This is a genomic window from Vibrio sp. B183, assembly GCF_000740665.1.
Lineage (GTDB): Bacteria > Pseudomonadota > Gammaproteobacteria > Enterobacterales > Vibrionaceae > Vibrio > Vibrio coralliilyticus.
On sequence record NZ_JPQB01000023.1, the window covers coordinates 1 to 21,594 of the forward strand.

Annotated in this window: 23 protein-coding genes; 8 read left to right on the forward strand and 15 right to left on the reverse strand. The window is 42.1% G+C overall.

Features of this window, described 5'->3' with window-relative positions:
- Both IX95_RS21390 and IX95_RS21395 read left to right on the forward strand, forming a co-directional pair.
- The coding region (locus tag IX95_RS21390; protein WP_327196146.1) for a hypothetical protein at positions 1-535 on the forward strand (535 nt) is incomplete at its 5' end.
- Positions 536-900: 365 nt separating this feature from the next.
- Positions 901-1,599 (forward strand): hypothetical protein, encoded by a 699-nt coding sequence (locus IX95_RS21395; protein ID WP_152562057.1) that lies wholly within the window; start codon positions 901-903, stop codon positions 1,597-1,599.
- A gap of 60 nt (positions 1,600-1,659) precedes the next feature.
- Here the strand turns inward: IX95_RS21395 and IX95_RS21400 are convergent, their stop codons facing one another.
- A complete protein-coding gene (locus IX95_RS21400; RefSeq protein ID WP_038163895.1) occupies positions 1,660-2,670 on the reverse strand; it encodes a substrate-binding domain-containing protein in 1,011 nt (336 codons plus the stop codon).
- A 254-nt stretch (positions 2,671-2,924) separates the two neighbouring features.
- On the opposite strand from IX95_RS21400, the gene IX95_RS21405 reads away from it, so the two are divergent.
- The 3 genes from IX95_RS21405 (at position 2,925) to IX95_RS21415 (ending at position 4,343) form a co-directional block, all read left to right on the forward strand.
- Positions 2,925-3,257 (forward strand): hypothetical protein, encoded by a 333-nt coding sequence (locus IX95_RS21405; RefSeq protein ID WP_006962185.1) that lies wholly within the window; start codon positions 2,925-2,927, stop codon positions 3,255-3,257.
- A gap of 106 nt (positions 3,258-3,363) precedes the next feature.
- On the forward strand, positions 3,364-3,708 hold the full coding sequence (locus IX95_RS21410) for a MerR family transcriptional regulator (protein ID WP_006962184.1): 345 nt from the start codon (positions 3,364-3,366) through the stop codon (positions 3,706-3,708).
- A gap of 59 nt (positions 3,709-3,767) precedes the next feature.
- Complete coding sequence (locus IX95_RS21415; RefSeq protein WP_200876952.1) at positions 3,768-4,343, forward strand: NAD(P)H-dependent oxidoreductase; 576 nt, start codon at positions 3,768-3,770, stop codon at positions 4,341-4,343.
- 45 nt (positions 4,344-4,388) lie between these two features.
- Here IX95_RS21415 and IX95_RS21420 read toward each other — a convergent pair whose 3' ends face one another.
- From IX95_RS21420 to IX95_RS21435, 3 genes are all read right to left on the reverse strand, one after another.
- Complete coding sequence (locus tag IX95_RS21420) at positions 4,389-4,697, reverse strand: hypothetical protein (RefSeq protein WP_038163899.1); 309 nt, start codon at positions 4,695-4,697, stop codon at positions 4,389-4,391.
- Between the two features lie 116 nt (positions 4,698-4,813).
- Positions 4,814-5,593, reverse strand: coding sequence for a substrate-binding periplasmic protein (locus IX95_RS26085; protein ID WP_006962173.1), 780 nt, complete (start codon positions 5,591-5,593; stop codon positions 4,814-4,816).
- Positions 5,594-5,706: 113 nt separating this feature from the next.
- The gene (locus IX95_RS21435; protein WP_038163901.1) at positions 5,707-6,816 is read right to left on the reverse strand and encodes a hypothetical protein; all 1,110 of its coding nucleotides are present in this window, start codon (positions 6,814-6,816) and stop codon (positions 5,707-5,709) included.
- Between the two features lie 1,245 nt (positions 6,817-8,061).
- Here IX95_RS21435 and IX95_RS21440 point away from each other — a divergent pair.
- Positions 8,062-8,244 (forward strand): hypothetical protein, encoded by a 183-nt coding sequence (locus IX95_RS21440; RefSeq protein ID WP_006962169.1) that lies wholly within the window; start codon positions 8,062-8,064, stop codon positions 8,242-8,244.
- 62 nt (positions 8,245-8,306) lie between these two features.
- Here the strand turns inward: IX95_RS21440 and IX95_RS21445 are convergent, their stop codons facing one another.
- The 5 genes from IX95_RS21445 to matP all read right to left on the reverse strand — a co-directional run bounded on the left by IX95_RS21445 (position 8,307) and on the right by matP (position 11,710).
- Positions 8,307-8,933: a LysE family translocator gene (locus tag IX95_RS21445; protein ID WP_038163903.1), complete on the reverse strand. Its 627-nt coding sequence runs from the start codon at positions 8,931-8,933 to the stop codon at positions 8,307-8,309.
- A gap of 3 nt (positions 8,934-8,936) precedes the next feature.
- Positions 8,937-9,338: a GFA family protein gene (locus tag IX95_RS21450; RefSeq protein ID WP_038163906.1), complete on the reverse strand. Its 402-nt coding sequence runs from the start codon at positions 9,336-9,338 to the stop codon at positions 8,937-8,939.
- 232 nt (positions 9,339-9,570) lie between these two features.
- A complete protein-coding gene (locus IX95_RS21455; protein ID WP_045984585.1) occupies positions 9,571-10,845 on the reverse strand; it encodes an HDOD domain-containing protein in 1,275 nt (424 codons plus the stop codon).
- Between the two features lie 97 nt (positions 10,846-10,942).
- Positions 10,943-11,254, reverse strand: a complete 312-nt coding sequence (locus IX95_RS21460) for a DUF3634 family protein (RefSeq protein WP_006962158.1) — start codon at positions 11,252-11,254, stop codon at positions 10,943-10,945.
- A gap of 9 nt (positions 11,255-11,263) precedes the next feature.
- Complete coding sequence (gene matP, locus IX95_RS21465) at positions 11,264-11,710, reverse strand: macrodomain Ter protein MatP (protein WP_006962156.1); 447 nt, start codon at positions 11,708-11,710, stop codon at positions 11,264-11,266.
- A 167-nt stretch (positions 11,711-11,877) separates the two neighbouring features.
- Between matP and IX95_RS21470 the strand changes: the two genes are divergently transcribed.
- On the forward strand, positions 11,878-13,521 hold the full coding sequence (locus IX95_RS21470; RefSeq protein WP_038163908.1) for a S16 family serine protease: 1,644 nt from the start codon (positions 11,878-11,880) through the stop codon (positions 13,519-13,521).
- Between the two features lie 91 nt (positions 13,522-13,612).
- Entirely contained in the window at positions 13,613-14,131 is a 519-nt protein-coding gene (gene fabA, locus IX95_RS21475; RefSeq protein WP_004743352.1) for a bifunctional 3-hydroxydecanoyl-ACP dehydratase/trans-2-decenoyl-ACP isomerase, read from the forward strand.
- A gap of 142 nt (positions 14,132-14,273) precedes the next feature.
- Here the strand turns inward: fabA and rmf are convergent, their stop codons facing one another.
- From rmf to IX95_RS21505, 6 genes are all read right to left on the reverse strand, one after another.
- The gene (rmf, locus tag IX95_RS21480; protein WP_006962151.1) at positions 14,274-14,447 is read right to left on the reverse strand and encodes a ribosome modulation factor; all 174 of its coding nucleotides are present in this window, start codon (positions 14,445-14,447) and stop codon (positions 14,274-14,276) included.
- Positions 14,448-14,611: 164 nt separating this feature from the next.
- Complete coding sequence (locus tag IX95_RS21485; RefSeq protein ID WP_038163912.1) at positions 14,612-16,192, reverse strand: DUF3466 family protein; 1,581 nt, start codon at positions 16,190-16,192, stop codon at positions 14,612-14,614.
- 6 nt (positions 16,193-16,198) lie between these two features.
- Entirely contained in the window at positions 16,199-18,115 is a 1,917-nt protein-coding gene (locus IX95_RS21490; protein ID WP_038163914.1) for an ABC transporter ATP-binding protein, read from the reverse strand.
- A complete protein-coding gene (locus tag IX95_RS21495; RefSeq protein ID WP_029236078.1) occupies positions 18,093-18,335 on the reverse strand; it encodes a glutaredoxin family protein in 243 nt (80 codons plus the stop codon). Before IX95_RS21495 ends, IX95_RS21490 begins: the two co-directional genes overlap by 23 nt.
- A 10-nt stretch (positions 18,336-18,345) precedes the next feature.
- A complete protein-coding gene (rlmKL, locus tag IX95_RS21500) occupies positions 18,346-20,469 on the reverse strand; it encodes a bifunctional 23S rRNA (guanine(2069)-N(7))-methyltransferase RlmK/23S rRNA (guanine(2445)-N(2))-methyltransferase RlmL (protein ID WP_038163916.1) in 2,124 nt (707 codons plus the stop codon).
- A gap of 461 nt (positions 20,470-20,930) precedes the next feature.
- Complete coding sequence (locus IX95_RS21505; protein ID WP_038163961.1) at positions 20,931-21,482, reverse strand: cell division protein ZapC; 552 nt, start codon at positions 21,480-21,482, stop codon at positions 20,931-20,933.
- Positions 21,483-21,594 lie beyond the last annotated feature (112 nt).

Consider the following 21,594-nt stretch of genomic DNA (forward strand, 5'->3'; position numbering starts at 1 on the left):
ATCTCTCATCTTCGCTTCGTTTGAGGAATCCATCATGACTACATCACAAGACCAGGAACAACAACTAGAACTCGAGACACGCAGCGCAGAAGAGACCACCGCTTTTCTGGATGAAATCGAAACCGAGTTTGACCCAGAGGTCGCGCTCGAGAAGGAGCAGCAAGACAAAGCGCAAAAGCAAAACGAAATCGACGCGAAACAGATGGCACTCGAAGCCACTCAGGAAGGTGTTTTAGTCGGCATGGGTATCGTCGATACCATGGTCAAAGAGTTCGTCGACCCGCGAATGGAGATTGATGAAAGCAATGCAGTCGCGATTTCCCAGGCGGCCGCGCCGGTCATTCTCAAGTACAACGTCAGTCCTCCGCCCTGGGCCGTGAAGTACAAAGAAGAGATTGCACTCGGCGTTGCCGTGCTTGGGCTAAGTGCTTCACTCTTTATGCAGCATCGCCAGCTTAAAAAGCTCGACCTCGAGGCCAAACGCGCTGAGCTCGAGCGCGCCCAGCAGGAACAATCCGAATCAACACAGCACTAAGGTGAGAAAAGTCACACTTAAGGCACATCCAAAGCATTTGATATTAGGCATCTAAGGCACATAAACCAGTACCACTAAGACCGTCCACTGTTGGACGGTCTTTTTATTGGAGGAAACCTTGGAACCAATCAACAACAATAACAAACTCGATAACCATCATGCTTATGTCGTCGGAATGTCGGGGTCGGGGAGCAAGACCGCTTCTAGGATATGCTCAATTTCAGCGTAAAGTTGTCACCAGATTAAGAAGCTCAACCTACTCCGATTAAAAAATTGCTAAAAATGATATAAATATAAGCTAGCATTTTCCTGGTGAATCTATATATTTCGAGATAACCCGTATCAATAAAATAAAGGAAATGACGTTGAGAAAGTCCCTATTAATAGTTCCAACAGTTCTTCTTGGGCTATCGACTCTTGTGTCCGCGAATGAGCTTCAAACGAAGATGGTCGCAGAGTATCCACAAGAAATTTTAGATCAGGCAAAGAAGGCGCCTGAAGGTACTGCAGAGTTTTTAGAGTCTTTGACAGATAAAGACTATTATCCTCTCTTAAAACCGGGAGACTGGATGGGGATAGAAACAGGTTCAGTGTATCAAGTGCTCTTAGGCTCGAATGAAGATCCAAAATTAGTTATCGCCTACGCTGCTGAAACGCCTAGCAATTATTTTTTTCTCGATGGTGATAAGGAAATCGATCTTCAGGAAGCTGCATCGAATGCATTCAAAAACATTGATAAGCTCGAAGTAGAGTGGTATTTCCCAGAAGGTTACAACGAACAAGTTGTAGCAGGAATGCCAGGCTCATTCGTAAGTGAAACAATTCTCTCGGCAAAACAAATGAAAAAAATACATTCTATGCTTGGTACAAATGAGATTATTGTATCAATACCAACAAGAACCATATTGAGTGCAGTCGCTTTTGATTCACCTGATGATGTTTTTGCTCAGTTTGCTAGCAACCATATACATACATGGAATGAACACCGTAACTCTCGTATCAGTCCAGAATTGTTTATTGTGAAAGATGGTCAGATCATTAATTTAATTCCACTGACCAAATAGAAACATATTTGAACATATCCAAATAATTGCTATCTGAGCTGAATGCTTACCACATCGAAACTAGTTTTTGGTACAACTCTGATAGTTGTCGGGCGTACAGTAAGTCATTGGGATATACATCACCTCCTCTACAGCTTGTTTGTTCACAAGCTTGTAGAGGGTCAATATTGCTTGCTTTCCCATCTCATAGGGGTTTTGACCTACATTACCGTGTGCTAGGTTGTCTTTTAAATACACGAGTTGTTCTTGGGCTGTGTCTGCAGTGATGATAACGATGTCTTTGTCGAGTATGGCCTGTTTGTGAGGGGTAACGACATCTCTATACTCTTCTAAAAACTGAGTCCAGCCCCCTACGGCCACGATGGCGTTAATTTCGCGTTCCTGATAAGAGTTGAGTACGTTTTTGAGATCCTCAAGGGCCCTATCGAACTGACCGAAATTGTGAAGTGGTTTACTAAACTCCGTCCAGCCGTTCTCTCCTTTTAGACGCTCACCAGGAGGTAGCTCGTACTCTTTGCCTGATAGCGCTGAGCGTATTCCCATCACTCTGAGATTTAAATTCGGTGAATCAGGCCGACCGCTTTGGATAATGATAGTCCCACCATTTGGGAGTTGAGACTTAAGTTGCTCACCCAGTGCCTTTCCTAGATCAAAGTCGTTAGTGCCTATATAAGCCGCTCTTATTTGCGGGTATCTAGTTAAAGTTTCTGTTGAGAAGTCAGCATCATAAGTGATTACCGGAATACCAAGTTCTTGCACTTTCTGCATACTGTGTTCAAGCATAAACTTACCCTGAGGCACCGCAATAGCAATACCGTCTATCCCTTCATCCAGCAAGTCAGAAATGATTTTGTCTTGCTTACGTATATCTACACTTTTGGGGCCTCGATAAACACATTCTACATTATTGAGCTCTTTTGCAGCAGCCATGCACCCTTCTCGGCTTGCCTCAAAAAATGGGTTGTTCTCTTCTTTGGGGACTACGGCAAAGCGCAATAGCTTTGATTCAGAAAGGCTAGCAAAGCTGAGTAACAGAGTGAAAATAGTCATGTTTCTTATATAGCTGATCATGCTAACCCTACCCTTAATATGCTTTAGAGTTTTACCTATATTAAAAAGTTAGCTCATAAAGCGAATTTTGGGAGTGAACTTAGGTAGCTATTGCACCAACCTTGTCTATGTAAATCTATGTAAGCATGACTTTTTCATATTCAATTATTTTGATAGAGTTCATTGTTATTGCGTTCATGTATGCATAGTGACTCACAAGATGGGTAAAAAATGCGCATGACTATGTTGCATCTTTAGACAACGGATTATTTCGAATGGACACCATTAACCAGCCAGACAGTAAAGCCATTGCTTGTGAAGATCATTTGATCATCTGGTTCTGGGAAGCCCATATGCATAAGAAAGGCTTGGCACAAAAGGCCATATTGGCCGAGCTGAGAAGGCTTGGAGATCTGTTGGTTAAAATCAGGCATGATAAAACCAATTTTTTGCTGCCAAGTTCCCGACTTGAGTTAGTGAATGACGTCGTACAGCACACCTTATTGCTCGGTGACAAGTTTTACGAAAAACATGAGTATTTTGTTCAAGAGATACGTGAGCTGATTGATGAGCATTATAAGAAGCATTTATTTGTAGAGTATGTTTGATTTCTCTAGTTTGGTAACGATGCGTCATTGCCCTACTTTGTGAAAATTCGCCACTACATATTCATCATCGAAGACTCTTATAAATTCATACACTCCCAGAGGTTTCATGTTTATAGGTGAAGTTTCCCGCAAAACGGGCTTGTCGATAAAAGCCATCAGGCTTTACGAAGAGTTAGGGCTTATCCAAACGCCACAGCGCCAAGGGCGCTACAGAATCTACAAACATTCAGATGTGGACATTCTTAACCTAATTGTTCAGGCAAAGCTTCTCGGAGTTAAGCTTTCTGAGCTTAAGGGCATCATCGTCTACAAGAACAATCAAGTTGACTGGCAGCGCATTGAAGGCTTTCTGGTTGAGGTAAGAAAAAGATTATTGCGGGAACAAACTCTACTCGCCGAAAAGCTTAAAAATGTAGAGTCCTGTATTGAAGCGATCAATTCATGTGAATAGTGGTTGACTCTCCCCCTATGGGCAGACTTTACACTCATCATCCCACTCAAAGGAGAAAGATGATGAAAAACGTATTAATACTCAACGGTAACCCAAAGCGACAAAGCCTTTGCCACACAATATCTGATGCTTATCAAAGCGGTGTGGCTCCTGTACATCACGTTCGTCGATTTGATTTAGGATCAATGACTTTTGACCCTGATCTATCTGGCGGATACGACTCTTCGAAAACGCTTGAGCCTAGTTTGCAGGAGTTTCAAGAGATGCTTCTCTGGGCGGACCATATCACGATTGTGAGCCCAATTTGGTGGGGAGGCATACCAGCTAAGCTTAAGGGCCTGATTGACCGCTCTCTTCTACCTGGATTCGCTTTTAAATATGAAAGTGGCAACCCAAACGTAATTCCACTTTTAGAAGGTAAAACATCTCAACTAATTCTGACGATGGATGCTCCAGAAGAATACGCTCAAGTGCAGGCAGATCCAGTTTTGGCACAGCTGAATCAATTTACGCTTCAATTTTGTGGGATAGAGTGTTTAGAATCGGTTTTTCTATGTTCTGCCAGTTTTGTAGATAACGACAAGATCGTGGATTGGCAAGCAAACGTGCGCGAACTAGCATCTCGAATGGTTTAGCTGTTTGGGCGAATAACATTGAACGTTATTCGCCGTATTAATGATCTACTGATTTTCTATTTTATCGATGTTGTTTAGAGTACAAGATTCAGTACCCGCAGGTGACGTCACCACCATTTTTTGAAAGCCAACAACTAAATTGTGCTGCACAGTACCGCTTTTGTATGTCACTACATCGGCACTGTTAATCCCCTTTGCTTTCACGTCCTTTTTCCCTTCGGCAGACGTACAAACCATGGTGCATCCTCCCATTTTACAGGTGATGTGAGTCATGAATTCAATGTTTGGATTATTCGCCGCCATCGCGGGAAATGTGGAGCCGATCAATAGAGCGATAAGAGATATTTTTTGCATAATTTACCTAATTAGCATTTACGGCGTAAAGATGAGCAGTCTAGCTCTCACTAACCACCTGTTCAACAGGTTTTATAGACACAAAATGTGACATCGTCACCTATGGTATTTGATATTTACTCTAAATACTTATTTCCTTGATTTGAAAACGTATCGTCTCTTAATTCTTCAATTTCGCTCCAAATTTTTCTCGCCAATTCAGGGTTCACATCAACAAAATCGTGGCTCAATACTAGGTAGTAATTCTTCGTTGTAATCGCAGGTTGGACTTGTTTAATGTTGCTGATTTTCTGACTACTCAAAAACTGCTGAGCCATCGTATCTTGGACAGCAATGGCGGATAAACGATCCAATTGCAGCATATTAAACAGTTGTTCAGTTGTTTTGACTTCGTGAACTTTTAGCTGCTTCTTCTTTAGCTCTCTGACAATAGAAAAACCCAAGTGCGCACCGACCTTTTGATCGGTGTCTGCTAGGTTCTCTCCATCCCAATTGAGTTGTTTGTCGTCAAGTGTATAGAAGTAATACCCTATGGTAGCGATACGTTTACTCCCATCAGGTTTACCATCACTTGTTGGATAGCGAGCATATTTCGCCCGTTGTGAGTTGTAGGAAAAGATGAACCCTCCATCGACTTTCCCTGCTCCTATATCTTGCAGAACGCGTTTACCTGGAAGGCGTATATACTCGATGTTAAGGTCTAATTTCTTGGCAACTTGGTTAAGTACATCCAACGCTAAGCCAGGCGGATTAGCAACGTCAGCACCATCTCCCATTTGAAACGGATAAGATTCAACATCTGAGTAAGCCAGCCTGATCGTTGTTGTGGCTGAAACATGAACGGAAATAGAAGCCATCGCCAGAAAGAGGCACAGTTTGCGAGTAAGTTGATTCATACGCTCTACCTTTCACTTAACTAAAGAAAGCATAGAGCGTGATCGTGTGAATGTCCTATAAATTCTTCGCAGATACAAACACGTAGTTTGCTGATTGCTTCCATTTGAATACATTACGGCTGATCGATGATTTCGTTAATGAAGTCATACTTATCTGACTCATATTTTGTTATCCAATGCGCACCCTGCGCTGGCGCAGAATCCAGTGTAAACAAATAGAAGTCGATGCCTTTGTCACCCATAACTCGGGTAAAGTATGTGGCCTGTTTACGGTGGCTTTCGTCCGTGTAAGGAATCTGCTTAGCGGATTTTTTTAAGTCATCATCAAACCAGCTATGAACTCCTATTTGCTGAGCCATTTCAATCCGACCTACATCACTGGCTCGCTCTAGAGTACGCTTGTTCCCTGCAGCAAAGAGGTCTGTGCCTCCAGAGAATACGGAACCGTTCTCAGTGACCAACGTATTCATATTGTTGTCTTTGATCAGCAAGCCTGTATACATATTGATGTCGTCATCCGCGCTCCCACCAATATGGCTGTCAAATACCATAGTCATTGGTGTTCCCTGATATTGATCCACTATTGTCTGTAATTGAGTGAAAGTAGTCACACCTAATGTCGACTCAATACGTTGTTGGCAATGACCACCGCACACTGCATCGTTGTAAAAGTCATCAAATGCAAACGATGTTTTTATCTTTATTTCTGCTGGCGTCACAATCGGAGTCAAGATGGTAGAGCCGATCATCGTAAGGTACTCAAGTGCCTCTTGGTGATACTCCAAGCGCAGGGTTTTCATGCCCAATTGTGTTTGCGATTCCACCAAGCTTTTGTTCGAGGATACTGCAATTTTTTTGGGGCCACAATCAAAGCTATCAAGTTCATTTTTATCAGAGTAAATAAGGCACCTTGCATCGGCATCTGACATGTCATCAATCATTAAAGTGACGGTTTTTCCTGATACACTTTCTAGTTGCACTAACGTATCCCGACCATACTCATCAGCGTATTTTATCTTGGAGTATGTTTGTCCTTCATAGGTTAATTGCATAGAGCTAAGTATCGGTAACCTTTCTGCAAGCAATTCTGCACGCTCTTGAGCACTAAACACGTAATCGGCCTTAGGCTTATCTTTTACAAGCGATTTAAACATAGAGTCTGAGCTGACCCCAGCTAGCGTCACCATTGGAACGGTTAGTAACGTGAGCAGTTTTATATTCATATGCATTCCTGTTGCTAATTATTAATCAGGAGCAATATAAATGGATAAAATGTAAGTTACTGTCGGTGATATGTAGTCTTTATGTAAGTTGATGTTTTACTAGATAAATGGAAACACATGAATGGTGATAGTAAAAAGCACCGCTCATAAGATGAGCGGTGAAAAAGTGGAGCTTCCAAGCGCTATAGTCTTGGATGAAAGCATGTAACATGATTAGCGACATAGCATCTGCCTGATTGCCAAGAGTAAGATAACCATGCGATGTTTCAATCCGATTGCTGAATTGCTTCAGGACAATGAAAGTGCGTCGCGTCTAAGCATTAGGTGAAAAAAAAGGCTCATGACTGAGCCTAGAAACTTTCATAGAAAGTGATCGTAAGGTGTCTTCAGGATATTTCCGTTCAACATATTCACCATAGCTATAGCCTCATGAATAACAAAAATATCATTAGCTTTGCATGTGAACTAACCCGAAGTAAACCTGTTCACAAATCATTGCTCTACGTGAAGATGAGAATTGGTTAAAAGTTTAGAGTTTCGTCATTAAATTGGATTTGCAATGGTACATCTTGTTGGCTAGGAGCTTAGATAAGCCAGAAAATGACGTTCGGTCTAGGATGTTGTAGTACTGTGGGGCCGAAACGAGTACAGCTCTAAACAGCCATGCTTCAAGAGAAAAATAAAAAAGAACCGGCTCATTAAGAGCCGGCCTGCTTACCCGAAACAGCAAACGTAAGGCACTTGGATTATTACCAAGGCCCGCTTACAGTAACAAATTCATTTTTTTATGAAAGCCGTCACAATGCATCTCTGTGAGGCTCGTTCAGCAAAAAGCCTGGCATATAGACACTTGAATCTATATAGGTCGATTAACGGTCATTTATATAGAAATAATCTTTATGTTTTAATCTCAATCAATAATTTAAATTTTTAAAATGAATTAATCAGAGTTTTAAATTCAATTACTTATATGCATTATCATTAATAATCTAGCAATAATCCAAATTTAATACATGTAAGACCAGTTAGTGATATAAATACTTATAATTGAGAAGTTAATCCCAAAACTTTTTCCATCAAACTCGTAAATGAAGCTCTAGTCAAACAAGCCAATGGTGCGAATGCCGTGCCACATAATATTGCTAAAGAGGTTAATCTTATGTTGCATTTTTAGCAGGTGCATAACTGGAATGATCGCATTACTGTTAAAACTAGGTTCACCAACCGTTACATAGTGAGGTCAAGATGAAAGTACTAATTCAATATACTCAAACTGGTAAATACCGTGATCAAGCTTGGGAAGCATATACACTAAAAGCTAAAGGCGATGTTCATGCTGTCACCCCTTCATACGCGGCACAGCTCATCAAACAAAACAAAGCAAACCTGTTTACGACGGACGACTCTGATATCGTTATCGAATCATGATAAAAAAGAAGCTCTCAACGACAGCGCTGAGAGCTTCTTTTTTATTAACATGAACAAACAACCTATTTTTGCTTCATGAATGCCACCGCTAGTCCAGATGCAATGAAAGTGGCTCCAGCCCCTAGATTCATTGATGTCACAAGCTTAGGTTTACGATGAAACCAATCTGAGAGTTGAAATGAAAAAACACCCATTAACGAAAAACCAAATCCGGTAAGTACAGCAAACCATACTCCATAACCTATCATTTGTATGGTGACTGATCCCAAATCGGGGTTAACAAACTGCGGGATAAACGCTAACACGAACATGCCAGGTTTTGGATTCAACGATGCAGACAAGAATCCAGTCGAAAATATCACTTTCAATGGTTGTTTTTTAGCTGGTTCCAACGTAAACAACTGACGATTTCGAATAACCTTAACACCCAACCATATCAGATAACCTGCTCCAACCGTTTTGACAATGTAAAAAGCTAACTCTGAAGTCTGAATTAAGACGGTCAAACCAAATGTTGCAGCCAAGACGTGAAACAGAATACCTGTACCGGAGGTACTACCTGATACCACAGCAGCTAACTTTCCTTGGCTTAACCCTCGCCCTATTGCCAGCAAATTGTCTGGCCCAGGAGATAAAACGAGCACAATACAAGCAAGTGTGTAAGTTACAAAGACATCCATCGGAAACATTACTTATGACTCCTTTGGCGCGAATTGTTCAAAAACCTGTTGCGCGGTCATCTTATGAGATCCTGAATTCAGCTCATAGTAACCTGGCTTCTCATCGACAAAGATTTCGTTTTTAAGTGAAAAGCTATGTTCTTGGAACAAGCCCACCGACAAGACGTATTCATCACCAGGTATAAGATAATAGAAAAGATGGGTACCACAGGTGGAACAGAAACCTCGCTCTGCCCATTCCGAAGATCGATAGCGTTTTATCGAGTTTCCGGAAAACTGAACTTTCGAGTGGCAATGTATTGCATGTAATGGTCCACCACTCCATTGTCGGCACATATTGCAATGACACAAACTGACTTCATGTTCTTCCTCAGCCTGCACTTCAACAAAACCACACAGACAAGTACCTTTCATTATGCATACTCCCTCAAATCAATAATGACATTCATCACTTTAATAAAACCTGAGAGATAATGTGCAAACGTAATCATAACTCGTGTGTAACATCACGGAATTGTACTTTCAGCTTTCTACTGGCTGAATTTGTCGGAGGTAACACTCTGAGCCTTCAGTAAGTTATGGCTAACCTATTTACAGATTAGCAAATGTTTTTAGTTATAGTGCTTTGGAAAGCATACTATTTAGCCTAAGAACTTAACTCAATGCGCCCTGGATGACTGCTGCGAATGGCCTTTAATGCATCTGGCGGCATTTGTACGTTAGCGAACCAAAAAGGTTTATGTTTCTCAACAAATACGTTGCTACGCTCAAGAGCATCGTATATCGAGTAAGCCTGAGCTTGAGCCAATGCAACACCATAAGGGCTCCTCTCTAACATCGGAGTATCTTCCAAATCTTCTAAGAGAGCATTTTTTAAATGTACGTTTGTAGGTGACCAATCTATAAACTCAACGACTTTACGCGTTAGTGATTTTTCTAAGCCAATAATAACATCAGGGAGAATGCTCATTATTGGCTTAATTTCTGCGCAAGCGTAATATTCTTCACGAAGGTTTTTATCACGATAAAACTGCATTCGCTCAACCAATGCATCCTCAAACATCATCGGAAAGTTGTTCACGATGGCAAACTGGCTAATAGTTCGTAAAATGCCAATTGCCACCCCCTGTTCTGGCGATCTGACTTCGGCTTCTTCCAAGCGAAATCGAGTAACATTTGCAGTCAAAATCATATGCTGCCATAGCTTAGGGGCAATCAGTTTGGTAGTAGGCTCATCCCATCTGAGTAAAGGCTTAACCATTAGTATTGGAAACAGAACTCGGCTATTGTCGATCCCTAGAAGTCCTATCGCCATCTTCGTGTCGGTAAAACTCCGTACAGATTTTCCGAGGCGCGCACAAAACTTGGGATTCTTACACAGTTCGAAAAGATTGTTTTTCAGTTGGTTATCGTTTACGGCTAAAACGTCAAGTTTGCTGTAACTTACCGAAGGCGAATAAGCAGTACTCAAAAAATATGAAAAATCGGGAAAACGTCCAAAGAGCTTTAAAACCTCCAGTTCAGATAGTTTGTCCATCATTCTATTAATGGCGGATTCTGAAATGTCCCCGATTACGTTTTCATGTATCTTTTGCCTTTCTTCAGCCGCTTGACGCCTCTCCTCGACTTTACTGCTTTCACACTCGAGAAGCAGCCGCTGGTTTTTCATTACACGCTCTTTCTCGTTAAGAATCACTGTATCGCAAAACTCGCTCTGACGACTAAGCACAGAATCTACATCAGACTGATCAAGCACATACTTTATACTTACCAGCCATTTGGCATAACGTTCTCTAGTCGATGCCGCAATTTTGCTCGCAAGCTGATTAGCCTCTTCATTGTATTTCTTATTAGTGAGTAACAAGTGTAAAAGCTCGGCTCTGGGTGATAGATGTAATACTAGCACAACATGTCGTTCCATTTATTATTCTGCCGCAAAATGAATGAATAAAAACCACTGCCTTTGTAAAAGAAAAGCCCCCGGTAATTAGCTGGGGGCTTTCTAGGTGTAACTGATCTTAATGTGCTTTCTTTTTGCCTTTAGAGCGAAAGCCTTGATGTGGAAATACGTTTCTTATCCGTTGCTGCACTTTCTTAGGAACTTGCTTTGAAAAAACCAACTTGGAACCTGTGCGTTGCTGATAGACTTTCAGCTCACCATCAAAAGGATCGCGCTCTGCAATATCTAATATATTGTGGCGAAAAGTTGGAGGAAAGTGCCCTTTTTCTTTGGTGATGTGCCCAGACTTAAACTGAACACGCAACACTGGCCTATCAACCGCCACTAACCAGAATACAACAATTGCAGCAACCAAAATCACGTAAAGCATACATGCTCCTTAGTCTAGTAACTTACTCAAATCCTCTTTGAGGCTATTGACCGCTTTGCTGGCTTTCTCACTGCGTGATGCTTCAGATAGCAAGTATTCAATGGCGTCAGACAATGTACAGCCCAGTTCGTTTGCGCGAGTCGAAAGCTTCTCCCAAACGCGATAATCCAAATCGATTGATTTTTTCTTGGTATGAATTTGCTCCGCGTTAAAATGGCGCTTACGCTTAGCACGGATGGCTTGCTTGAGCTTATTATCCAGCTCAAGCGACATATGCTGCTCAATCCACTCCAACACTTTTGTTGGCTCATGCTCTAAATGGCGCAATTCATTAACCGCGGCCTCTGCTTCACTCGTATCAACATACCGAGTGATCGCCTCTCCATTTTTCCATTTACTGATGAGATACGTCCACTTCCAACCACATTCTAAATTTTCAAGTTGTTGATATTTCATTGTAAGCAGTTTCCATTCAATTTGGGTGACAGCGTAACTCACCATCACTTTAGTTACAATCTTTATTGTAGAAAAATCGACCTAGATCATCACATTAAATTCGCTATGTCATACTTAACCGTTTTTCTATATAATTTCTGACCTTTTCAAGTACATGAATACTGTTGATGATCCAAGAAAGCTGGCGTGCAGTCACTCCACAATACACAAGTTATGACGATGTAATATCGAGATTTGAAAGCCTACCCGATGTCGGTTTTCTCGACGTTCAGCCTCGATTAAAACAAGCCTTATCTACCTTTGCTGCTATCAAAGGTTTCGCCAGAATTCTCGTTGTAAACTCGCCAGATAACGCTTTCTACCGTTCTAATATTAAGCGTAGTTTATCTTTCGTTTCTGACAGTAACGTCATTTCCACAGAAAGCATCAACATAAACGAACTTCTTGGTACCTATTCGTGTAATAAATCTGGCGAAATTATCGCGCACAAGAAAGGATTGTTAGCCAAAGCTGATGGTGGATTCTTAATCGTTTCCGCTAATATGCTTCTCGCTAATCCAAGCAGTTGGCCTGTATTCAAATCGGTTTTTCTAGGTGAGAGTGTTAGCCCAATCAATACCACACCGCGCAATATTGCTAACGATCTTCCAAGCAATTCTTATGACGTAAAACTCGTTGTAGTTGGCGACAGAGATCAGATCGCTGACCTAGAATACATGGATGATGAACTCTATACTGGCTTAGCTTCTTATACAGAGATAGAACACGAAATCACATTAAGTGAACAATCCATAGAACTGTATTTGGGTTACTTGTCGTCTCTGTTGAAAGAACACAGCCTACCGACTATCTCTTCTGAGGCAATTCATAGATTAATGGTTGCAGGAGCTAGGTACACTGAAGATCAGCGCTATATGCCGATCGAGCCTTTGTGGTACCTATCAATATTTCAAGAAGCTTCAATCCATGCTAACGACCAGATAATTGATGAGAGTGCACTCGACAAGGCATTGGATTCGAAGTATCAGCGCGAATCTTATCTACCCGAGCGCGCCTTATCAGACATATTAGATGGCCAGGTAATCATTGAAACCCAAGGTGAATGTGTTGGCCAGGTTAATGGTTTAACTGTCATTGATGTTTCCGGACACCCGCTTTCATATGGTGAGCCAGCGCGTATTTCATGTGTTATCCATTTTGGTGACGGCGATATTTCCGATGTTGAACGGAAAGCTGAGCTAGGTGGTAACCTCCATGCAAAAGGCATGATGATCATGCAAGCATTTGTCTCAAGCGCGCTACAATTGGATGAGCCGTTGCCTTATTCTGCTTCAGTTGTATTTGAACAGTCCTATTGTGAGGTTGATGGCGACAGCGCCACGCTCGCGGAGTTGTGCTCTTTTGTGAGTGCCCTATCTGAATATCCAATTAATCAACAGATCGCAGTCACTGGTGCGGTAGATCAATTTGGTCGCGTTCAAGCAGTTGGTGGCCTAAATGAGAAAATTGAAGGTTTCTATCGCGTTTGTAAACACCAAGGCTTTACAGGTAAACAAGGCGTCATCCTCCCTAAAACGAATCTAAAACACTTAGCCCTTCATAAAGATGTAGTAGAAAGCATTAAAAATGATGAGTTTCACATCTGGTCTGTCGAAACCGTTGATGAAGCAATCCCTATCATTATGGGCAAGCCTTTCCGTGACGATGATGAAACAAGCGTGATTCATAAGATCGCAGAACGAATTGAAAACTTTGAAAAACATGAACTTCCTCAAGGATTTGTGGAGCGCATCAAAAACTGGTTCTCTTAGAACAAAGATTAGTCACATTTAGACTGATCGGAGTTGTTTGGCGTACACGTGTTCACTAACATGCTGCTATCAAAATTTGGAGTAATTGATAATGCAAAACAAACGTGATTCTTATAACCGCGAAGATCTACTAGCCTCAAGCCAAGGTGAACTGTTTGGCCCGGGCTATCCTCAGCTTCCTGCACCAAACATGCTGATGATGGACCGCGTGACTAAGATGTCTGAAACTGAAGGTGATTTCGGTAAAGGTCTGATTCTAGCAGAACTCGATATTACTCCAGACCTATGGTTCTTTGATTGCCACTTCCCTGGTGACCCAGTAATGCCTGGCTGTCTAGGCCTTGATGCAATGTGGCAGCTAGTAGGCTTCTTCCTTGGCTGGGTTGGCGGTAAAGGTAAAGGCCGTGCTCTTGGTGTTGGCGAAGTGAAGTTCACGGGTCAAATTCTACCGACAGCGAAGAAAGTCACATATGAGATTCATATGAAGCGTGTTGTGAATCGCAAGCTTGTTATGGGCCTAGCTGACGGTCGTGTACTTGTTGATGGAAAAGAGATCTACGTAGCGAAAGATCTTAAAGTTGGCTTGTTCCAAGACACGTCTGCTTTCTAATTTGAAATACTTTTAAAAGCGACTCTCTTGAGTCGCTTTTTTGTCATCAAAATATTTAGTTATAGTGCGTTAAGTAATTAAACAAAAACCCCAATTGTTGAGGTTTTTGTTTGTTCCTTATGTCGTATGTGGATTGAGCCTTTTATTTGTAGAGACCAGAGTGTTTGTCTTCCCTGGCATCGCGCCAACCACCGAGCCAATAAGATCGAGCATCCATCTGTTGGTAAGGACATGAGTCCGTTGAGCGGCCATTTAAGCCTGCTTTATAGCCTTGAGACTGAGCTCTTTCTAAGCGGTCACGCTTTTGTCTCTTCATAGTGTCGTCCTCATACATAAAGTTTTTCTAACGTACTACTATTAACTTTTTGTGGAGCTTTTATGACTCCACAATTAAGAATCGATCAAAAGTCCGCCTTTCTCAAGGTATAAAAAAGGCACAGATCCAAAAATGTGAACCTGTGCCCTAGATTAAAATTTAACCTATTTTCTACGGAACCCTAAGAAACCAAGTATAGTCAGAGCTAGGAAACCCAGTGAACCGCCTTGGCGATCAACTTTGTCTTCTTGAGTTACAGGACGAGCTTGGATATCAGAAGTCGTTGCACCATTAATAGGAACGAGTTTTACTGCAACAATCTTTTCTGAGCCGGCCAAACCACCATTACATTTCGAATCAATAGCCGTAGTTTCATATCCACCTGAACAATAAAGAGCAGTGCCCGAAATTACACCCGAATCGTTAATGTCCGTCGCATCTATAATACGAAATTGGTTGTTTGTCGATGAGCTAATACCATCATTTGTAAGATCATCTAAGTACCAAGCTCTGTTATTCAGAGGAGCTTTCGCATTTGAGCTTAATGGCGCAATGAATGCTCTTTGAGATCTAGGCTTACCACCACCGCTTTCCTGATGGGTTTGGTTGTCTATCGCCCCGACAGCCTCGTCGTTATTATTGATAGCACCGGCTTTACCATTTGCGCCAGAGAAGAATATTGAGCCCGAGAATTCACTGTAACTACTATTGGGATTAGCAGGGTCTGTTATGTAAAACAGACTGTTTGCATAAGCACCATTTAATGGCGTCGCATACTTGACTTCACCTATCGCAATACCATTGGTATTTATCGAAGTCAGAATAGAGTTAAGATAATTACTTTCATTTTGGAATCGGCTCACAAAGCTAGTTGATATGCTATCCAAGTCAGTCAAATTAAAGACAGCGGCGACCGGCTTTTCATCTGAATCAGAGTTGTAACCTACAGCATATGTGGTACCTGATACATCAGCCAGATCACGTGCACTCCCTTGTGGCATGCTGCGTCCATCTTCACCTACATCTGAAACCCAATTTATACGTTTTAAAGTACTACCGTTCCAAACAGCTCCATAAGAATAATAGTCGTTCGTATTGTTGGTTGACTGCTTAGAAACGCTACCTACATAAAGACTGCCGGATTTAGCCCACACTTTGCTCTGATCATAACCAGTCGAATCTAGTGATGTGTCCGAATATGCAACGGTGCGGTTTTTCAGACTTCCACCATAATAAGTACCGATCGCATCTCCAGTGCCAGACGCAAAACTATTTACAATCACATTATTTTCAGCGCTCTGGACTTGAGATGATCCACTTTCAATATACGCCATTGAATTGTTTACAGTAGAGCTTTCTCGAGCATATCCGTTGGTATACTGATCTGTAGCCCAATCATCACAAAGAGTACTATTGTAGCCTAAATAGCTACCACAGTAGCTAGTAAAACCATCATAACCCTCTTCTAATAGATCATAACCAAACTCGTAGCGAAACGGTGCTTCATCTCGATAGTTAAAACCTTCGTAATACAACTTTTCTTCATAAGCAATTTGCGAAGTCGTCTGAGTGCAGGCATTTCCCCAACAATCCGTGCTTCCAGGCTCGATAGCTACGCCATATGTTTTGGCATTACCATTGACCACCGGTTGGTAATCATAAACATTATATATTGCGGCATGCGCTCCAAAAGAAGCGGCTACGGCTAATGTAATGGACGATAGTTTAAAGATTTTACTACTCATTATATGTTAACTTTCCTGTTGCATTGCTTCGAGCTCTTCCCAGCGTTCGAAAGCAACTTCAAGTTCCTGCTCTACCGCAGAAAGCTTATCTAAAATCGGTTGTGTCTGCTCTACTGGCTGAGAGAAAAAGTCAGGAATGTTCACCTGCTCTTGCATTGATTCTATCTCAGCTTCCAATTCTTCGAGTTTTGCCGGCAGCACTTCAAGTTCACGCTGCAGTTTATAGGATAACTTCTTAGGCTTACTCTTTACTGGCGCTGTTTTGGGAGATTCCTCAACCTGTTTCTCAGCTTTGATTGGTTTTTCAACCGCACGAGCTTTCTTCGTTTGTTCACGTTGCTGCTGGGCATCATGGTAACCACCAACAAACTCTTCAATTTCACCTTCACCCTCGAAAATCCAGCTAGTTGTCACAGTGTTGTCAACAAACTGGCGATCGTGGCTGACAAGCAACAACGTACCCTGATAGTTGGCAAGCAAATCTTCCAAAAGTTCCAATGTTTCGATATCTAAATCATTGGTCGGTTCATCGAGAACTAATAAGTTGTTCGCTTTTAAGAAGATACGTGCCAGTAAAAGGCGATTTTTTTCACCACCCGATAACGCTTTTACCGGTGTGCGAGCTCGCTTAGGTGCAAACAAAAAGTCTTGCAAGTAGCTAAGTGCATGGCGTTGGCGTCCACCGACCATCACTTCTTGTTTACCATCTGCCAAGTTATCGATAACAGATTTATCAGGATCTAAGATTTCGCGGTATTGATCGAAATAAGCGACTTCGAGTTTAGTACCACAATGAAGTCGGCCTGAGTCTGGTACGAGATCGCCAAGTAGTAATTTTAATAAAGTGCTCTTACCACATCCATTTGGACCAATCAGTGCGATACGGTCACCACGCATGATATTGAAAGAGAAATCCTTAACAATCGACTTACCTTCAATGTCATAATTGATATTCGTCGCTTCGAAGACAATCTTGCCTGAGCGTGACGCATCATCAATCTGAATATTCGCTTTGCCCTGTACTTCACGGCGATCGCTTCGCTCTTCTCGTAGCTTCTTAAGCGCACGTACACGTCCTTCGTTACGTGTACGACGAGCCTTAATGCCTTGACGAATCCAAACTTCTTCTTGAGCGAGCTTTTTATCGAATTCTGCATTTTGCATCTCTTCGACTCTTAGCATCTCTTCTTTATCGACTAGGTAGTTATCGTAGTTGCCTGAGAACGAAGCAAGTTTGCCGCGATCAAGGTCGACAATGCGCGTCGCCATAGATTTGATAAAGGCACGATCGTGAGAAATGAAGATAATCGAACCACGAAAATCTTTGAGGAAATTCTCCAGCCATTCAATCGTTGTGACATCAAGGTGGTTAGTTGGCTCATCAAGTAACAATACATCTGGATCGCGCACCAGTGCTCTTGCAAGTGCTGCTTTACGTTGCCAACCACCAGAAAGGTCGGTCAGTTTAGTGTGACCATCGAGCTTAAGCGCAGCAAGCACGTTCTTGATACGGTCTTCAAAACGCCAAGCTCCAGTATGCTCTAGCTGTTCCTGAATACGGGCAAGTTTATTGATGTTCTGCTCTGATGGATCAACCGCAATCAGATCGAGCTGATCTTGATAGATCTTTAAGTGCTCACCGATTTCTGCTAGTCCACCAGCAACGTAATCAAACACTGTACCTTCCTGATTGCGTGGTGGATCTTGCTCTAAGCGTGAAACGACAACATCTTGGGTAACCGTTAGTTTTCCATCATCAAGCACCACCTCACCGGCAAGCACTTTCATTAACGTGGATTTACCCGCGCCGTTTCTACCAACCAAACAAACACGTTCATTCTCTTGCAACGCAAAATCTGCATTGTCTAGAAGAGGATGATCGCCATAAGCCAGTAATCCGTTATTTATTGTTAGTAATGCCATTTTCGTTTAACCAAAGCTGTAATTGTTGTAAATCAAACGGCCAATTAAGCTCGTTACCTTGATAATTGAGCACCGGAATGGTGACACCGTAACGAGAAAACAATTCATCGTCGAAAGCGATATCGACAATCTCGACCTGATGAGAAATATTGAGCTGTTTTGTAAGGTCAAATGCCATCTCACATAGATGGCACCCTTCTGTGCTATATAAAGTGATCACCTGTGACCTACTATTCCTTGTGAGTCAAAACCCAACAGTTATGAATGTGTTTATTACGAGAAAAATCCATTGGAAGAGTTTGGTGCGAAATATTCTTCGCAACTAAACCAAGTTCATCCAAACCGTCCTTATCCATTTTGAAGTGACGCTTATTGTTTGAGAATACTATCGTGCCGCCATTACGAAGCAAGCGCTTGAGATTCTTCATTAACTGAATATGGTCTCGCTGTACATCAAAGCTTTGTTCCATACGCTTAGAGTTGGAGAATGTAGGCGGATCAATAAAGATAAGATCGAATTGTGCCGTTGAGCGTTCGAGCCACTGAAGGCAATCAGCTTGCTCGAATCTATGCTGACGTCCTACTTGCCCGTTGAGCTTCATGTTTTCTTTCGCCCATTCGAGATAGGTATTTGACATGTCCACTGTCGTCGTCGATTTAGCACCACCACAAGCGGCATGCACTGTTCCAGATCCGGTGTAAGCAAACAGATTTAAGAAATCTTTACCTTGAGCCATTTCACCGAGTTTACGACGAGTAATCTTATGATCTAAGAACAAGCCTGTATCTAGGTAGTCGTGAAGATTTACTTTAAGCTGCACACCATATTCATGAACGTTGAGCGTTTCAGACTCTTGAGACAGTTTTTGATACTGCGAACGCCCTTTCTGCTTCTCACGAACTTTAAGTACAACTTTATTCGCTTCTGTACCCGTTACTTGAATAGCTGCGCGAATAATATCGGTTAGACGGCGCTTAGCCTTTTCTTCTGGAATATTCTTTGGCGCCGCGTATTCTTGGATAACAAGATGATCAAGGTAAACGTCAATCGCAACATTGTATTCTGGCAAGTCTGCATCATAGATACGGTAGCAATCGAGCTTTTCTTTACGCGCCCACTTACCAATTTTGGTAATGTTCTTCTTCAAGCGGTTAGAGAAATCAGGGGCAATTAGTAATTCAGTGACATTGTCACCTTTATTTTCAACCGGACGATCACTAATTGAGTAGTTCTTCTGGTGACACGGTAACGCACCATTGTTCAATTTGAACTGCTTATCTGCACGCATGCGCAAACAGCTTAAAAGCTCATCAGAACTAGAGAAAATAGACGCTTGGCAGCCACCGAATTCAGATTTCAGCTGAGCGCCAAATGCCGTGTACAAAGCAATCAAACCAGGATGAGTACCTAAACGCTCACCGTATGGCGGGTTTGAAACAATAACACCCGCTTCAAACTCTTGAGGGCGCTTAACTTGCGCAGCATCACCAAGGTTAAATTCAATCAGGGAATCAACACCTGCTCGACGCGCGTTGTCCTTTGCGGTTTTAAGCACTCGCGCGTCGTTATCAAAGCCGAAAAACTTAGTGTCAACTTTTTTGACGCCCCTTCTCGCCTGTACTGCCGCTTCCGATTTAATCTCTGCCCAAAGCTCAGGTTCAAAGTCTTCTAGTGATTCAAAGCCCCATTTCTCGCGGTTTACCCCAGGTGCCATGTTTGCCGCCATCATGGCCGCCTCAATCAATAGCGTGCCTGAACCACACATAGGGTCTAACAGAGGCTTATCAGCACTCCAGCCACTACGTAGAATAATGGCAGCCGCTAGGGTTTCGCGAAGTGGCGCACGACCAGATTCTGGACGATAACCGCGTTGATGCAGGCCACCACCCACCATATCCACACCAAGAATCGCTTTATCGCGATGTAGACGAACATGGATGCGAAGATCTGCACGATCTTTACTGATCGACGGTCTTGGCAAGTTCTTTTTCTCGAAGCTATCCACTACAGCATCTTTCACTTTCATTGCACCGTACTGGCTATTGCGGATTTCACGGTTGGTACCATTAAAATCAACAACAAACATCTTTGAACTATGGAATTGATTTACCCAGTTCACGGAAGACGTTGCTAGATAGAGATCCATATCATCGTTACAAGTGAACTCAGATAGCACACGGACGAAACGCGACGCTAAGCGACTCCATAAGCAACAACGATAAATTTGCTCATTTGATGCTTTAAAGCGTACCCCTGCTTGAACAGGTTTGGCATTTGTGATCCCTAGCTTAGTTAACTCTTCAACCAACAAGTTTTCCAAACCGTTGGACGTAACCGCAAGATATTGATGCATAGTGTTCTTAAATTCTTGATAAATGACCCTTCATTATACCTGTCTCACATCAATTACGTTAGCTCAATCCACCTTTATCTCTCCCTCAATACACTCAATTGAACAAAACATCAGCATATTCATGCGGATCATTTACTTTCAAACTGAAGTTTGGAGCTGACACAACTTTGTACAGCAAGTTAAGGCTTAAGTTGGTAGTGAATACTTATTTACACCAAAATTGGACTATACCAAGATGTTTGATTTGCGTAATTTAATTACAAAAAATGGCTAATTGGGGAATAAATGGTTAAATGAGGAGCGTAGAAGTATCACAAGTGGGAATATTTTATTGATAGATAAATCGAAAAATTATGGATGACTCACGTTATCCCCTACCTCCATTCTCATTGGAAGGTTCTTTTAGGCAAAAAAAAGTCGGCTCGAAGGCCGACAGGGAAATGAAACAAAGGAACGAATTGTTAGCTGACCAGAGCCATAGGTTGTGTCTGACCAGAGAGAATATGATTGGCGCTCGACATGCGATCGTGCATGACCTTAATCGCTTGGCCAAACCCCAAAGATTTGACTCCATTGAGAACGAACGCTTCCAAATTAATAGAGGCGCATAAGCTAGAGTTGTCTCCTACTTCTAGTACTAGGAAGTAACCCTCACTGTAGCTGTTCGATAATTGGACAAAATCGCCTTCCACAGGCACACTTAAGCCATCAGAGATGCAATCGAAGAACCAGCTCTTGGGTTGGACTGGCTTATGGAAGCGCTTTGCCGCAACACAATAGAGTGCTAATTCAGCCTGACGAGGCTCTGAAAGGTCTAGATGAGCAATTTGCTCTTTGTATGTCTGGTAAGCAGATGCGTCGTCAACGGAGAATTCGTTAACACCGATTGCGCAATCTACAATCAACTTTTTGGAAAGATTTGTCTTGAATACCATATCATCACCCAGATCCAGCATCAGGTGCTGCTCTGTGTCATCATAGTACCAAGTCCATTTGTCACTCGGTTTAAGCATCATTCCAATCTCGTGTAAAAGTCAATTCAGGTAAAACACTAAATTACCTTCCCATACATTTACCGAAATTCTATTCGCTAATAAGCAAAAAAAAAGAGGAAATGATAAATCA

What these genes read in the sequence shown, in the direction of transcription:
- IX95_RS21400 (WP_038163895.1), bottom strand. Translation starts at nt 2,670, where the DNA reads ATGATCAGCTATATAAGAAACATGACTATTTTCACTCTGTTACTCAGC.
- IX95_RS21405 (WP_006962185.1), top strand. Translation starts at nt 2,925, where the DNA reads ATGGACACCATTAACCAGCCAGACAGTAAAGCCATTGCTTGTGAAGAT.
- IX95_RS21410 (WP_006962184.1), top strand. Translation starts at nt 3,364, where the DNA reads ATGTTTATAGGTGAAGTTTCCCGCAAAACGGGCTTGTCGATAAAAGCC.
- IX95_RS21415 (WP_200876952.1), top strand. Translation starts at nt 3,768, where the DNA reads ATGATGAAAAACGTATTAATACTCAACGGTAACCCAAAGCGACAAAGC.
- IX95_RS21420 (WP_038163899.1), bottom strand. Translation starts at nt 4,697, where the DNA reads ATGCAAAAAATATCTCTTATCGCTCTATTGATCGGCTCCACATTTCCC.
- IX95_RS26085 (WP_006962173.1), bottom strand. Translation starts at nt 5,593, where the DNA reads ATGAATCAACTTACTCGCAAACTGTGCCTCTTTCTGGCGATGGCTTCT.
- IX95_RS21435 (WP_038163901.1), bottom strand. Translation starts at nt 6,816, where the DNA reads ATGAATATAAAACTGCTCACGTTACTAACCGTTCCAATGGTGACGCTA.
- IX95_RS21440 (WP_006962169.1), top strand. Translation starts at nt 8,062, where the DNA reads ATGAAAGTACTAATTCAATATACTCAAACTGGTAAATACCGTGATCAA.
- IX95_RS21445 (WP_038163903.1), bottom strand. Translation starts at nt 8,933, where the DNA reads ATGTTTCCGATGGATGTCTTTGTAACTTACACACTTGCTTGTATTGTG.
- IX95_RS21450 (WP_038163906.1), bottom strand. Translation starts at nt 9,338, where the DNA reads ATGAAAGGTACTTGTCTGTGTGGTTTTGTTGAAGTGCAGGCTGAGGAA.
- IX95_RS21455 (WP_045984585.1), bottom strand. Translation starts at nt 10,845, where the DNA reads ATGGAACGACATGTTGTGCTAGTATTACATCTATCACCCAGAGCCGAG.
- IX95_RS21460 (WP_006962158.1), bottom strand. Translation starts at nt 11,254, where the DNA reads ATGCTTTACGTGATTTTGGTTGCTGCAATTGTTGTATTCTGGTTAGTG.
- matP (WP_006962156.1), bottom strand. Translation starts at nt 11,710, where the DNA reads ATGAAATATCAACAACTTGAAAATTTAGAATGTGGTTGGAAGTGGACG.
- IX95_RS21470 (WP_038163908.1), top strand. Translation starts at nt 11,878, where the DNA reads ATGATCCAAGAAAGCTGGCGTGCAGTCACTCCACAATACACAAGTTAT.
- fabA (WP_004743352.1), top strand. Translation starts at nt 13,613, where the DNA reads ATGCAAAACAAACGTGATTCTTATAACCGCGAAGATCTACTAGCCTCA.
- rmf (WP_006962151.1), bottom strand. Translation starts at nt 14,447, where the DNA reads ATGAAGAGACAAAAGCGTGACCGCTTAGAAAGAGCTCAGTCTCAAGGC.
- IX95_RS21485 (WP_038163912.1), bottom strand. Translation starts at nt 16,192, where the DNA reads ATGAGTAGTAAAATCTTTAAACTATCGTCCATTACATTAGCCGTAGCC.
- IX95_RS21490 (WP_038163914.1), bottom strand. Translation starts at nt 18,115, where the DNA reads ATGGCATTACTAACAATAAATAACGGATTACTGGCTTATGGCGATCAT.
- rlmKL (WP_038163916.1), bottom strand. Translation starts at nt 20,469, where the DNA reads ATGCATCAATATCTTGCGGTTACGTCCAACGGTTTGGAAAACTTGTTG.
- IX95_RS21505 (WP_038163961.1), bottom strand. Translation starts at nt 21,482, where the DNA reads ATGCTTAAACCGAGTGACAAATGGACTTGGTACTATGATGACACAGAG.